Annotated in this window: 15 protein-coding genes; all 15 read left to right on the top strand. The window is 64.4% G+C overall.

Annotated elements, in window-relative coordinates:
* Window positions 1-20: 20 nt before the first annotated feature.
* A complete protein-coding gene (locus tag AC0IYU_RS28235) occupies window positions 21-317 on the top strand; it encodes a hypothetical protein (protein WP_472123953.1) in 297 nt (98 codons plus the stop codon).
* 1 nt (window position 318) lies between these two features.
* The gene (locus AC0IYU_RS28230; RefSeq protein WP_472123950.1) at window positions 319-1,695 is read left to right on the top strand and encodes a phage portal protein; all 1,377 of its coding nucleotides are present in this window, start codon (window positions 319-321) and stop codon (window positions 1,693-1,695) included.
* A 1-nt stretch (window position 1,696) separates the two neighbouring features.
* Window positions 1,697-2,428 carry a hypothetical protein gene (locus tag AC0IYU_RS28225; protein WP_472123947.1) on the top strand — a complete coding sequence of 244 codons (732 nt, stop codon included), beginning with the start codon at window positions 1,697-1,699 and terminating at the stop codon, window positions 2,426-2,428.
* Complete coding sequence (locus AC0IYU_RS28220) at window positions 2,425-2,784, top strand: head-tail connector protein (RefSeq protein WP_472123944.1); 360 nt, start codon at window positions 2,425-2,427, stop codon at window positions 2,782-2,784. The genes AC0IYU_RS28225 and AC0IYU_RS28220 overlap by 4 nt, the downstream gene beginning before the upstream one ends.
* Window positions 2,781-3,113: a phage head closure protein gene (locus AC0IYU_RS28215; RefSeq protein WP_472123941.1), complete on the top strand. Its 333-nt coding sequence runs from the start codon at window positions 2,781-2,783 to the stop codon at window positions 3,111-3,113. The genes AC0IYU_RS28220 and AC0IYU_RS28215 overlap by 4 nt, the downstream gene beginning before the upstream one ends.
* A 25-nt stretch (window positions 3,114-3,138) precedes the next feature.
* Window positions 3,139-3,543: an HK97-gp10 family putative phage morphogenesis protein gene (locus AC0IYU_RS28210; RefSeq protein ID WP_472123937.1), complete on the top strand. Its 405-nt coding sequence runs from the start codon at window positions 3,139-3,141 to the stop codon at window positions 3,541-3,543.
* On the top strand, window positions 3,540-3,905 hold the full coding sequence (gp17, locus tag AC0IYU_RS28205) for a tail completion protein gp17 (RefSeq protein WP_472123934.1): 366 nt from the start codon (window positions 3,540-3,542) through the stop codon (window positions 3,903-3,905). The genes AC0IYU_RS28210 and gp17 overlap by 4 nt, the downstream gene beginning before the upstream one ends.
* 82 nt (window positions 3,906-3,987) lie before the next feature.
* Window positions 3,988-4,638 carry a phage tail tube protein gene (locus tag AC0IYU_RS28200; protein ID WP_472123931.1) on the top strand — a complete coding sequence of 217 codons (651 nt, stop codon included), beginning with the start codon at window positions 3,988-3,990 and terminating at the stop codon, window positions 4,636-4,638.
* Window positions 4,635-4,997 (top strand): hypothetical protein, encoded by a 363-nt coding sequence (locus AC0IYU_RS28195; protein ID WP_472123929.1) that lies wholly within the window; start codon window positions 4,635-4,637, stop codon window positions 4,995-4,997. The genes AC0IYU_RS28200 and AC0IYU_RS28195 overlap by 4 nt, the downstream gene beginning before the upstream one ends.
* Before the next feature lie 14 nt (window positions 4,998-5,011).
* Window positions 5,012-5,278 carry a hypothetical protein gene (locus tag AC0IYU_RS28190; protein WP_472123926.1) on the top strand — a complete coding sequence of 89 codons (267 nt, stop codon included), beginning with the start codon at window positions 5,012-5,014 and terminating at the stop codon, window positions 5,276-5,278.
* The gene (locus AC0IYU_RS28185; RefSeq protein ID WP_472123924.1) at window positions 5,278-7,776 is read left to right on the top strand and encodes a phage tail tape measure protein; all 2,499 of its coding nucleotides are present in this window, start codon (window positions 5,278-5,280) and stop codon (window positions 7,774-7,776) included. The genes AC0IYU_RS28190 and AC0IYU_RS28185 overlap by 1 nt, the downstream gene beginning before the upstream one ends.
* Entirely contained in the window at window positions 7,773-8,366 is a 594-nt protein-coding gene (locus tag AC0IYU_RS28180) for a hypothetical protein (RefSeq protein ID WP_472123921.1), read from the top strand. Before AC0IYU_RS28185 ends, AC0IYU_RS28180 begins: the two co-directional genes overlap by 4 nt.
* Window positions 8,363-8,941, top strand: coding sequence for a hypothetical protein (locus AC0IYU_RS28175; RefSeq protein WP_472123918.1), 579 nt, complete (start codon window positions 8,363-8,365; stop codon window positions 8,939-8,941). Before AC0IYU_RS28180 ends, AC0IYU_RS28175 begins: the two co-directional genes overlap by 4 nt.
* On the top strand, window positions 8,941-9,336 hold the full coding sequence (locus AC0IYU_RS28170; RefSeq protein WP_472123915.1) for a DUF6950 family protein: 396 nt from the start codon (window positions 8,941-8,943) through the stop codon (window positions 9,334-9,336). The genes AC0IYU_RS28175 and AC0IYU_RS28170 overlap by 1 nt, the downstream gene beginning before the upstream one ends.
* Window positions 9,336-12,392: a phage tail protein gene (locus AC0IYU_RS28165; RefSeq protein ID WP_472123912.1), complete on the top strand. Its 3,057-nt coding sequence runs from the start codon at window positions 9,336-9,338 to the stop codon at window positions 12,390-12,392. The genes AC0IYU_RS28170 and AC0IYU_RS28165 overlap by 1 nt, the downstream gene beginning before the upstream one ends.
* Window positions 12,393-12,446 lie beyond the last annotated feature (54 nt).

The following is a 12,446-nucleotide window of genomic DNA, read 5'->3' as shown; positions in this document are numbered from 1 at the left end:
TTTTCATTTAGGAGAGAAACATGAGTTCAATCAAGATGGTCGCGCTGCGCAAGCACCCATTCGGCACTGGCGAGCGCGAGGCCCGCGAAGAGTACGAAGCCACGGCCGATGAATCGGCCATCCTGATTGCGCTCGGCTGGGCCAAGAAAGCCGCCCCCAAGGTGGAGAAGCTCGTGCCAGCGTCCTCCGCTCTTGCGCCACAAGCGCAGCCGCCTGCCAATGTGGAAAAGGTGGTGAAGCCCTCCAAGAAGGAAGCGGCCCCGGCGGATGCGTCAAAGCGCACGTACCAGCGCCGTGACCTGAAGGCGAAGGACTGAGATGCGGCTGTTTGGCCTCGAGGTGACGCGGGCGGCGGTCGCCAAGCGCGCTCCACTGTCGCCGGTCGGCAGCCGTGGCTGGTTTCCCTGGGTCAGCGAGCCCTACACCGGCGCCTGGCAGAAGAACGACGAGTGGTCGGTCGACACGGTGCTCTCGCATCCGATCGTCTTCGCCTGCATCACCCAGATTTCGAACGACATCGGCAAGCTGCGCACAAAGCTGCTCGAGCTCGATGCATCCGGAATCTGGAACGAGGCGGCGAGCCCGGCGTTCTCGCCGGTCCTGAAGAAGCCGAACCGCTACCAGAACCACATCCAGTTCAAGCAGTGGTGGATCATGTCCAAGCTGAGCCGCGGCAACACTTACGCCCTCAAGCAGCGCGACAACCGCGGCGTGGTCACGGCGCTCTACATCATGGACCCGTGCCGCGCCGAAGTGCTGGTCAGTCCCGACGGCTCGATCTTCTATCGCTTCGGCCAAGACAACCTTACCGGTGTCCAGGACTCGGACGGCATCACGGTGCCGGCGAGCGAGGTGATCCACGACCGCATGAATCCGATTTTCCATCCGCTCATGGGCGTCTCGCCTCTGTTCGCTGGCGGGCTCGCCGCAAACCTCGGCCTGAAGATCATGAACGACTCGCTGACGTTCTTTGCGAACGGCGCGAACCCTGGTGGCGTGTTGACCGCGCCGGGCTCGATCAGCGATGAGACCGCCAAGCGCCTGCAAGAGAAGTGGACCGCCAACTACACCGGCGAGAACGCCGGAAAGGTGGCTGTGATGGGGGACGGACTGAAGTACGAGCCGATGCGGATGACCGCGGTCGATGCCCAGACCACCGAGCGGTCCAAGTCGCTGGACGAGTACATCTGCGCCGTGTTCCACATGCCTGCCTACCTGGTCGGCGTGGCTCCAGTGCCGAGCGGTAAGAAGCCGGGCGAACTGAAGCAGGACTACTACGACGAGTGCCTCCATGTCCTGATCGAAGAGTTCGAGCTCTGCATGGACGAAGGCCTAGCCTTGCCTTCGCAGTACGGCACCGCGCTCGATCTCGATGTTTTGCTGCGCATGGACGAGGCAACCCAGGTGACGACGCTGGCCGCGGCCGTGGGCGGCGCCATCATGGCTCCGAACGAAGCGCGCAAGCGCATGAATCTCAAGCCGATCACCGGTGGCGACACGGTGTACTTGCAGCAGCAGAACTACAGCCTGAGCGCACTCGACGAGCGAGACAAGACTAACCCCCTAGCGGTTGCGCCCCCGGCGCCAGCGCCGGCGCCCGCCGCGCCGCCCGCTGTCGATCCTGAAAAGGAAGCAGGGGAAGAGGCACGCGAACTGCTCGACTACTTCCGAAAGGGACTTACCCATGCGGCGTGACATGAAGGCACTTGCCGACGGGCTGATTGAGATCGTCAAAGGCTACGTCGGCCAAGCCGTGCTGGCGGTGGCTGGCCGCATCGATTCAATCGAGCAGAAACTTGCTGCGCTGCCGACGCCGAAAGATGGCGTCGACGGAAAGGATGGGCAGGATGGCAAGGATGCGCCCCCGCTCGATGCTGAGGCCATTGTGGCTGCGGTGTTGGCCCAACTGCCTGCGCCCGCAGCCGGCAACGACGGCGAGCCGGGCAAGGACGGTCAGGACGGCAAGAGTTTTACCGTCGAAGAGGCCAAGGCGCTGCTCGAGCCCGAGATTGCGCGCTGGGCTCTGGACTTCGAGCGGCGGGCTCAGGATGTGCTGCAGAGGTCCATCGACCGCATCCCGGCGCCGAAGGATGGCGTGAACGGCACCAACGGCCGCGACGGCGTCGATGCCCTTGGCTTCCACGACCTCCAGGTTGAACACGACGGAGAGCGCGGTTTCACGATCAAGTTCTCCGCTGGCGATCGCGTCAAGGAGTTCTCCTTCGTCGTGCCGGTGGTGCTGGACCGCGGCTACTACCGCGAAGGCGATGCATTCGAGAAAGGCGACGGCGTCACATTTGGGGGCAGCTACTGGATCGCACAGACGACCACGCGCACCAAGCCCGAGATCGGCAACGCCGAATGGCGCCTGGCAGTCAAGAAAGGCCGTGACGCGAAAACGCCGGCGAGCCTGGAGGTCGCGAAATGACGATGCTCGTCACCTTGGAAGAGGCGTCCGACCACCTGCGCCGGGACACAACGGACGACGCCGCGGACCTGACACTGAAGATCCACGCCGCATCGGGCGCAGTTCTGAATTACCTCAAGGGCGCGAACCGTTTCGTGCAAGAAGTCGATGGCGACGGCAACCCGGTATTCGATGCCGAAGGGAAGCCGCTCTATACCACTGAGGTGCTGTTCGAGGTCAAGGCGGCCGTGCTGCTGATGGTGGGCTACCTCTACAAGGACCGGGACAACGACAAGGACCACGAGTACGAGCAGGGCTTCCTGCCGCGGCCCGTGACCGCGCTGCTTTACCCGCTCCGCACCCCGGCACTGGCATGACGCTCGAAGCAGGCACCCTAAACCGCCGGGTCAAGCTGCAGCGCCTGGTAGAGACGCCGACCGGCAGCGGCGGCTCAACGATCGCGTGGGCAGACACTGCGACTGTATGGGCGAACATCAAGCACCAGTCCGGCGCCGAGGTGAACCGCAGCGACTTTCCTGTGAGTTCGGTCAAGGCCAGCATTCGGATTCGATTCAGGAGCGACGTGGACGCGACCTGCAGGGCGATTTACGGCGACGTGGTCTACGAAATCAAGGCAGTGATCGAGGATGTGATCGGCCGGGAGTACGTCGACCTGGTCTGCGAGAAGGGGTTGAACAATGGCTAGTTCAGTCACCGTCAAGGTTGATGGCTTGAAACAGCTTGGCGAGCGCATGAAGGGCTTGTCTGAAGCCATGAACAACCGAATCGCGCGTGCAGCCACCGCGGCCGGCGCTGCGGTGATCCGAGACGCTGCCAGGCAAAAAGCACCCGTCCGGACGGGCAACTTGCGCAAGAACATCATCGTGAAGCGGCTGCCGAAAGGCGAAGCGCCCCTGACCAGCGAGCACATCGTGACCGTGCGACAAGGGAAGCTGACGAAGAAGCAACGCGCGTCCGGCCTGATCGATGCTTTCTATGGGCGTTTCGTCGAGTACGGAACCGCCAAGACAGCGCCACAACCTTTCCTTCGGCCGGCCTACGACCAAAACAAGGAAAAGGCGGTGCAGGCCATCAAGGATCGAATCGCCAAGCGACTGGCGAAGGCGGGCGTATGAGCCTCGAACAAACGATCTTTTCCGCACTTTCGCCGCTTGTGGCGGGCCGTGTGCATGCCAGCGTGTTCCCGCAGAAGCCCGATGTTCCCATCACTCCAGCGATCCTGTTCACGTTCATCAGTGACGAGATCACAGACGACATCTGCGGCGACGACACCGCGCAGACGGCGAACACCCGAACGCAGGTCGACATCTACTCAACGGATTTCGACACCACGCGAGCGCTGCGACTGCAGGTGCTGACGGTGATCGCAGCAATCACCCCGCCGACGCGCTCCGCGGGTGGCTTTTCGAGTTACGAGCCTGATCTGAAGTTGCACCGGGCCAGCCTGGACTTCATCAGCTACCCCAGCAGTTCCTGACTGCAAACCAGTTTTCCAAGCCAAGGCCGCCACTGTGCGGCCTTTTTCTTTGTCAGCACGTCAGTAAGAAAGAAGGTCAATCATGGCAGCAGGTAAACGCCTCAAGTTCCACGGCTCGACGCTCCAGGTGAGCACGGGAGTGGCTACCGGAAAGGTCATCACGGACATCGACCAGACCGACCCGGCGCTGGTCACTTCGGCCGCGCACGGTCTGGCGCTCGGCGCCGTGGGCCGCATCGCCGGCGTCGTTGGCATGACCGAGCTCAACGGCAATCTGTACGTCGTCGACAACCCCGACACGGGCGACTTCGAACTCGCCGGCGTCGATGCCTCCGGGTACGGCGCCTACGTCAGCGGCGGCACCTTCGCGCCCCTCACGTTCAGCGCCTTCTGCGAGCTCACCGGCGTGGACCAGCAGGACGGTTCCACCGACGAGATCGACGTCACCACCATCTGCTCGACCGCCAAGGAATTTGAGACCGGCCTGTCGGACAGCGGCACCCTGACGCTGAATTACAACTACGCGCCGAACGAGGCCGTGCAGGCAGCCATTCGTGCCGCAAAGGTGGCCGGCGACGAGATCGCGGTGCGCATCACCTTCCCGAACAACGGCGGCACCATCGTCATGATCGGGACCGTCCAGCAGTCCAGCTTCAGCGGCGCAGTGTCCGGTGTGTGGACCGGCTCGACCACGATCAAGCTCACCGGCGAAATCTTCGTCCTCGCAGCATGACCCGCGACGAACTGCGAGCCAAGATCCTCGCCACCGCCAGCCCGAAGCCTGTTCCAGTCAACGTCCCCGAGTGGGGCGACGTCTACGTCAAGCCGCTGCTGGTGGGCGAGATCGAGTCCATGTCTTCGGACGCCGATCCGAAGCTGCAGACCGCGCGTGGCGTGGCCCGGATGCTGTGCAACCAGGCCGGCGAGCTGCTGTTCGACGTCAACAGCCCGGACGACCTCTTCGCCATCAATCGGCTGCGTGCCTCATCGCTCAATCGCATCCATGAAGCGATGGAAGAGGTGAACGCAACCAGCAACGCCGCCGCGGTGGACCTGGGAAACGTCTCACTCCCCGGGACCGCTTCAAGCTAGACCTGGGCGAGGCGATGGGATGGCCGCTCTCGGCGGTCAATGCCCTTACAGAGCGCGAACTGTCCCTTTGGATGGTTCGCGGCCCGCTCTGGCCGCGACGGCTTGAACTGGTGCTGATCCAGCTGACCAACCTACTGGCTCACGTCAACGGCAACAAAACCCGAATGAGTGACTTCGACATGTTCAACAAGAATCGCGACGTCGAACTCGACAACGCAGCGAACGACATCGGCATGCTCGCGGGCGCCGGCGTGCGCAAGCTCGGTCAGGGGCGCAAGTGATGGCCGCCGCATCCGCTGGTTCGCTTGTCGTCCGCCTCGGGCTGGACGCCGCCGAATACACCCAAGGCCTGACCAAGGCCGAGTACCAGGCGCGTCAGTTCGGCGAGAAGATCGGCGGTGCGATCAAGGACGGCGCAGCCGTGGCCGTCGCGTCGCTGGCAACCGTGGCGACGTCGGCTGTGGCCGCCTTCGCTGCCTTCGACGCGCTGGTGAAGAAGGCCGGCGACTTCCAGGATCTGGCCGAGATGACGGGCGCGAGCGCCGAGGGCTTGGCTGCCTTCAGCATCGCCGCCGGCACCGCAGGCACGACCGTCGAGGCCGTCGCGCAGGCCAGCATCAAGCTGACCAAGAACCTGACCGGCGTTGATGACGAGTCGAAGGCGGCAGGCGCTGCGCTCACCGCCCTCGGCCTGAACCTGCAGGACTTCAAGAAGCTTGCGCCCGAGAATCAGATCGAGGCCATCTCCAAGGCACTCGGCGGGTTCGCCGACGGCGCCGGCAAGACGGCCGTCGCGCAGGCGCTGCTCGGGAAGTCGGGCGCAGAGCTGCTGCCCTTCCTCAAGGCGCTGGAAGAGCAGGGCGGCCGCCAGGTCGTGCTCACGGCCGAGCAGATCAAGCAGGCTGACGACTATGCAGACAAGCAGGCCAAGTCACGCGCCGAACTGCAGATCTACGCCCAGGCCTTGGCCACGCAAGCGCTCCCCGCGCTGACCGACTTCACGGGCGCCATCACTGACGCGATCAAGGAAATGGTGGGCGTCGGAAATGGGGCATCGGACCTCGCGAAGAACAAGGGCGTGCAGACCTTCGCCGATGACGCGGCGATTTTCTTGGCGCACGTCATCGACCTTGCGCGCAAGACTGCCACGGTGTTCCAGTTCTTGGGCGAATCGATCGGCGCGACGGCCGCCATCGTTGCCGCGGCGAGCCGGAACTCGTCTGACGGTGCGAAGGCTGCCTTCTCGTTCGACCCCAGCGGTTTCCTGAAGACAGCGCGTGATCAGGCCGCCGACATCAGCAACATCATCAAGGATGCTCGCGAGCAGGGGAAGAAGTACACGGCCGACACGGTCAGCATGGCCGATACGGTCGCGAAGAGGATCGCCGACCGCAACCGCACCGCTGTGCAGGCCGCCCGGGAGACGCGCGGGTTCACGCCGGGCCAGAAGACACTCGACTTCAACGGCGCAGCTCCCAAAGGGCCCAAGGGCAAAGACACTAGCGCACAAGAGGCGAAGGCGCAGCTCGCCGCGGACCTCGATCGCATCAAGAGCGCGCAGGAGGCCGTGACCGGCGCCTATGCCAATCAGGAGCGCGTGCTCGAAGCGCTGCGCTCGGCCGGCCTGAAAGATGAAAACCAGTACTACACCGAGAAGCAGCGGCTGCTGAGCCAGACCAGCGCGGCGCAAGAGGACGCGCTGCAGAAGCAGATCGCCAGGATGAAGCAGGAGAGCCTGGCCGGCAAGGACGCCATCGACAACAACCGCAAGATCGCAGATGCCGAGGCGTCGCTGGCCAAGCTGCGCGTCACGACGGCGACGCAGGCCGAAGTACTTGCCATCCAGCAGAAGGCGGCAAACGACAAGATGGAAGCATCGTTCCTGTCGGCTCGGCAGGCGGCGCAGGACTTCTTCGACACCACGAACCGCGGGTATGAGCGCGCCATCGCAGGCATCGGCCAGGGCACCAAGGCCCGCGACTTCTCGGCCGGCATCACGCAGATCGAGGACAAGTACCAAGAGCAGCGGCGACAGCTGCAGAACCAGCGGTCTCAAGCAGAACTGACGGGCTCCTTCGGCCCGGATGCGCAGCGGCAATTTGACGCGCAGCTGGCCATCATCAACGAGTTCCAGTCCAAGGCGGTCGACTCTTACCGCTCCTATTACGGAAGCATCGACAAGCTGTCCAAGGACTGGGCATCGGGCGCCTCGGAGGCTCTCAAGAACTACGCCAACGAGACGCAGAACACCGCAAAGCTGGCGGAGCAGGCTTTCGGCAGCGCGTTCAAGGGACTTGAGGATGTGCTCGTCGACTTCCTCACGACCGGCAAGGGTGATTTCAAGAGTTTCGTCGACTCGATCATCAAGGATCTGGCGCGCATCGTCATCAAGCAGCAGGTGACCGGCCCTCTCGCAGAACTCCTGGGCGGCTCCATGAAGAGCGATGGCGGCGGCGGAAGCGATTGGCTTGGCTCTCTGCTCGGCGGAATTTTTGGTGGCGGGAAAGCGGTCGGTGGCTCTGTTGCCGCCGGCAAGATGTATCAGGTCAACGAGCAGGGGCCCGAGATGCTCGACGTCAACGGAAAGCAGTTCCTGATGATGGGGAGCAAGGGCGGTGCGATCACGCCGAACCATGAGCTTGGCGGGGCCACGATCAACAACTTCACGGTCGGCGACGTGGCGACGGTGAGCATGCTGCAGAAGGCATTGGAGGCGAGTCGCCAACAGGCGGCCGGTGCGCTCGCACGCAATTCGCGCTACGGGGGTAGCTACCCATGAGTCTGATCGCACTCCCCGCTGGCTTCTGCCCGAACGCCTTCACCATGTGGCAGGAGACCAATCAGCGCTCGTTCGCGGCGCCGGGTGGCGGGAGCGAGCAGGTCGTTGATATGGGCAGCGACCGCTGGATGGTTTTCCTGTCGCTTCCGAGTCGGAAATTCGAGGACGCGGCGCGCGTCGAGGCCTTCATTGCCTCTCTGCGCGGCATGACGAACACGGTCGCGCTCTACCACTGGGTCCGCAAGAAGCCGCGTGGCACGATGCGCGGCACGCCAGTGCTGGCCGCGCCGATGTTCGTGCGCGACCCCAACATTCCAATCACGGCCGCGCCTGGCGAGACACTGCTGGCCGGCGACATGATCGGGTGTGGAGGCCAGCTGTTCCAGGTCCGCGACGACGTGGTGGCGGGCGGCGGCGGCTACATGAATGTGGCCGTGGTGAACCGGTCGCGCATCAATGCGGCCGCGGGCACGCCGGTCACCTGGAACCGCCCGACGGCGCCGTTCCGTCTCACGTCCAAGTCAGCCATCCAGTACACCCCCGGCCGCGCCGCGCAGGTGTCGTTCGACTTCGTGGAGGCCGTGGGATGAGGTCCCTGTCCCCAGACGCCATCGCGGCATTGAGCGCGCCGGTGATGGGCATCGCCGTGCTCGTGTACATGCAGTTCCCCGGGCTGCCTGTGGCGCTGTGCTCGTACAACGCCGACATCGAATTCGGCGGCGTCACATATCGCGGCGCGGCCGGGTTGGGAACCATCTCTCCGATCCTCGATTCGCCGGGCGAGATCAAGGGCATCCAGCTCGAGATCTCCGGCGTGCCGGCCGAGTACCTCTCGCTGGCGCTCGACGACGCCAACATCGTGCAGGGCACGCCGCTGACGATCCGCATGGCCCTCCTGAACGCCGTGGGTCTTGTGGTTGACGCTCCGGTCGACTGGATCGGGCGCCTCGACACGATGACGATCCAGGAGGACGGCGAGACCTGCTCAATCGCCGTCACCGCTGAAAGCGTGGCGGTCGACCTGCTTCGCGGCAATGCGCTCACCACGAGCAACGCAGACCAGCGCTCGCTGTACCCCACTGACCGCGCCTTCGAGTACGTCAATTCGCAGGCGGGCATCCCCATCGTCTGGCCGACCAAACAACTCTTCATGGCGATGCGCTGATGAAACTCCGAGACTGGCAATTGCGCCTGGCCGACTTCGCCAAGGCGCGCAGCAGCATGCCCTTTGCGTGGGGCTCGAACGACTGCTGCACCTTCGCGGCGGCCGCTGTGGAGGCGCTGACCGGCCGAAACCCCATTGCATCTGTCGAACGCTACGACAGTGCGCTCGACGCCGCGCGAATGATCGAGGCGGGCGGCGGCCTTAAGGCGCTGGCCAGCCGGTTCCTCGGCGAGCCGGTTTCGCCGCGCATGGCCTCGGTCGGGGACGTGGTGTTGGTCGTCAACGTCGAGCGCGAAATGTTGGGCATCTGCAATGGAACCAATGTGGTCGGGCCCGGTGAGTTCGGCATGGCCGTGCTCGGTATGGAGTCTGCAGTCGCGGCCTGGAAGATCTGATGCCCACCTTCATCGCCCCCATCGTTCAGGCCATCGGCACGGCCATCACGGGCTCGGCCATCGCGGCTGGTGTCGTGACCGCCATCTCGTACACCGTTGCCATCGTGGGCACGATCGCGCTTTCGAGCTACCAGAAGCGCAAGGCCGAGAACGTCGCGCGCGCCCAGTTCGACGCTGCGCAGGTCGACCGCCGGGTCAACATTCCCGGCACTGTCGCGCCGCGCGAGCTGGTGTTGGGCCGCGTGCGCAAGGGTGGGCACGTCTTTTACCGCACCAGCGTGGGCCAGTACAAAGAGCTGTTCATCATGTGCATCGCGCTCGCGTCGCACGAGATCGACGGCGTCGAGCAGATCTACCTGAACGATCAGCCCGTCGATGTGAACAGCGGCGGCCAGGTGACGACCGCGCCCTACGGGCAGGTGGCCACGCTCAGCACGCAGAAACACATCCCGCTCAACGACATGAGCGTGACGCTCGACTACGACCCGATTCCCGGCTCTGTGAAGGCAACGGCTTGGACAGGTGGAACGCTCGGCTACGAGGTCCCGTGCACCGTTAACGGACGGGAGGTGACTATCACCGACACGATGCCGGGCTGGGCCTTCTACATCGACTACCAGTACTCCGGCTTCAATTCGTTCGTCAACATCCGCTGGCACCTCGGCTCGCCGACTCAACAGGCCGACGCAGGTCTTGTGGCGATGCTGCCCGGCATCTGGACGCCGGACCACCGCGCGCAGGGCGTGGCCTACCTCGTCTGCCAGTTCGCCTACAACGACTCGGCGCTGCCATCGGGCATCCCCACGGTGACAGCGCAACTGCGCGGCGCCAGGGTGCTGGACACGCGAACCGGGCCCACGCAGTTCTCGGAGAACCCGGCGCTGCTGATGCGACACGTCATGCAGCTCCCGCAGTTCGGCAAGCGGACCAGCTTCACCCCGGCGGAGGACACGCGGATCATTGCGGCGGCCAACGCCTGCGACGACACGATCGACTACATCCCCGGCACGGTCGTGCGCCTGTTTCGTGCCGCGTCTGTTTTTCCATTCGGCACCGCCACGCGGGACGTGCTGGACGATCTCGCGCAGGCGATGGGCGGCGAGTGGGCGTTTGCCGCGGGCGAGTTCTTCGTGCGCGCCGGCGTGTATCAGGTGCCGGTGATGCACCTGATGGAGAGCGATTTGGCCGTGGTGCAGCGTGGAAACGACGGTTCGGTCTCGCAGAGCGCGATGACCGTCAGCCCGCACCGGCCGCGCAACGACAAGATCAACATCGTCACGGCGCGGATCTGGGACCAAGCTGCCAACTATGTGATGACTCCGATTACCCCGCTGCGTGCCGATGCGCTCATCGCGGACGATGGCGCGGAGATTTCGCAAGAGGTCACCATGCCGGCGGTGTTCTACGCTGGCCAGGCCTTCCACATCGCGGGCATCATGCTGCGCGACGGGCGGGACTGTTTGACGGCGCGGCTGCCCTTCAAGATGAAGGCCTATCCGCTCGAGTTGTTCGACGGCATCCTGTTGACGCTGCCCCGGTATGGCTGGACCGCGAAAGAGTTCCGAATCATGGAGCGACAGTTCGATCCGGCGGGCTTCGTGGTGTTCACGCTCAAGGAGACCACCGCCGCGATCTTCACGTGGGGTGCGGCGTTCCGGCCCGATGGCTACGCATCGAACAGCGGGCTCCCGAAGCCATGGCTGATCTACCCGCCGACGCTGCTGTCGATCAACAGCGGGGAGGGCGAACTGCGCGTCCAGACCGACGGCACCATCGTCAACGGCGTGCGAGTCACCTGGGCGCCGATCTTCGATCAGGCTGTATTGATTGGCGGCAGCGTCCAGCTGCAGTACCGCGTGCTGCCCGATGGCGATTGGATCAATGCCATCGTGCCCGGAGACGCCACCGAGGTGACCTTCTACGGCGTCGAGGACCTGGCATTGATCCTGGTGCGCCTGCGCACGCGCAACAGCCTCGCCGTCAGCGACTGGGGCCAGCAAGTGCTGCATCGAGTCATTGGCAAGACCGAGCCGCCGCCGGACATGGAGAACCTCTCTATCGCGGGCAGCGTGCTGTCGTGGACCCTGCCGCGGCGCGTGCCCGACCTTGCCGGCTTCGTCTTCCGCTTCCACTACGGGAGCAACGTCGACTGGGGTAGCGCCGCACCTTTGCACACTGGCCTGGTGACCGCCAGCCCTTGGGAGCCCGAGACGCGGCCGGGCGGCGTCGTCACGATCATGGGCAAGGCGCAGGACACGAGCGGCAACCTGTCGAAGACGGCCGCTGTGATCGTGATGAACCTGGGCGATCCGCCCATCGCGAACGTGGTCGAGGCGTGGGACTTCGACGCGCTCGGCTGGCCCTTCGCGCCCGGGCTGCAGAGCGGCTGGATGCTGGTTGGTGGCAAGCCTTCGGCAATGGCGCTGGACTCGATGTACGGCACCGACGACCAGAGTTTCTATGGTCAGGACACCGAACCCTTCTACGACGCTGGCGCCTATGGGCAGATGGTGTACGTGACGAGCGAGATCTCGGTGAACAAGGCGCTGGCCGGCTCGGTCATGACGTTGGAAATCGATGCACTCGGCACTGACCTGCGAATCGAGTACCGGCTGGCGGGCCCCGGGTCGCTGTACGGGGCGGATGGAGCGTCGTTCTACGGGCCCGACGCGGATCCCTTCTACGACCCGCCCGGTGCGTGGATGCCTTGGCCTGGCCAACTGATCGCGGCGAACGAGATCTACCAGTTCCGCGTGACCATCGGCGCCGGCGTGCAGCAGGGCGTGATTCAAGAGTTGTTCGTGACCATCGACGCCCCCGACATGGTGGAAGTGCTATCGGACGTGCCAATCAGCTCCCTGGGCACCGTCATTCCGTACGGCAAGCCCTTCACTTCGATCAAGGCGATCACTACACAACTGCAGGCAGATGCCAGCGGCGCGGAGACCACCGAGACCGACAAGACCCTGCCCCTGGCGCCAAAAATCCGCGCGTTCAACGCCGCACACGTAGCGGTCTCCGGCGCAACTGCCGACATCACCCTGCAGGGCTACTAGCCCTCTCTTCGCTTCGACCTTCGGGCCACCTTCGGGTGGCCTTTTGCATTTCCG

The sequence above is a fragment of the Variovorax sp. AC103 genome, assembly GCF_979254005.1.
Note: the sequence above shows the minus strand (reverse complement) of the source record. Positions and strands in the feature narration are given on the sequence as shown.

What these genes read in the sequence shown, in the direction of transcription:
- AC0IYU_RS28235 (WP_472123953.1), top strand. Translation starts at nt 21, where the DNA reads ATGAGTTCAATCAAGATGGTCGCGCTGCGCAAGCACCCATTCGGCACT.
- AC0IYU_RS28230 (WP_472123950.1), top strand. Translation starts at nt 319, where the DNA reads ATGCGGCTGTTTGGCCTCGAGGTGACGCGGGCGGCGGTCGCCAAGCGC.
- AC0IYU_RS28225 (WP_472123947.1), top strand. Translation starts at nt 1,697, where the DNA reads ATGAAGGCACTTGCCGACGGGCTGATTGAGATCGTCAAAGGCTACGTC.
- AC0IYU_RS28220 (WP_472123944.1), top strand. Translation starts at nt 2,425, where the DNA reads ATGACGATGCTCGTCACCTTGGAAGAGGCGTCCGACCACCTGCGCCGG.
- AC0IYU_RS28215 (WP_472123941.1), top strand. Translation starts at nt 2,781, where the DNA reads ATGACGCTCGAAGCAGGCACCCTAAACCGCCGGGTCAAGCTGCAGCGC.
- gp17 (WP_472123934.1), top strand. Translation starts at nt 3,540, where the DNA reads ATGAGCCTCGAACAAACGATCTTTTCCGCACTTTCGCCGCTTGTGGCG.
- AC0IYU_RS28200 (WP_472123931.1), top strand. Translation starts at nt 3,988, where the DNA reads ATGGCAGCAGGTAAACGCCTCAAGTTCCACGGCTCGACGCTCCAGGTG.
- AC0IYU_RS28195 (WP_472123929.1), top strand. Translation starts at nt 4,635, where the DNA reads ATGACCCGCGACGAACTGCGAGCCAAGATCCTCGCCACCGCCAGCCCG.
- AC0IYU_RS28190 (WP_472123926.1), top strand. Translation starts at nt 5,012, where the DNA reads ATGGGATGGCCGCTCTCGGCGGTCAATGCCCTTACAGAGCGCGAACTG.
- AC0IYU_RS28185 (WP_472123924.1), top strand. Translation starts at nt 5,278, where the DNA reads ATGGCCGCCGCATCCGCTGGTTCGCTTGTCGTCCGCCTCGGGCTGGAC.
- AC0IYU_RS28180 (WP_472123921.1), top strand. Translation starts at nt 7,773, where the DNA reads ATGAGTCTGATCGCACTCCCCGCTGGCTTCTGCCCGAACGCCTTCACC.
- AC0IYU_RS28175 (WP_472123918.1), top strand. Translation starts at nt 8,363, where the DNA reads ATGAGGTCCCTGTCCCCAGACGCCATCGCGGCATTGAGCGCGCCGGTG.
- AC0IYU_RS28170 (WP_472123915.1), top strand. Translation starts at nt 8,941, where the DNA reads ATGAAACTCCGAGACTGGCAATTGCGCCTGGCCGACTTCGCCAAGGCG.
- AC0IYU_RS28165 (WP_472123912.1), top strand. Translation starts at nt 9,336, where the DNA reads ATGCCCACCTTCATCGCCCCCATCGTTCAGGCCATCGGCACGGCCATC.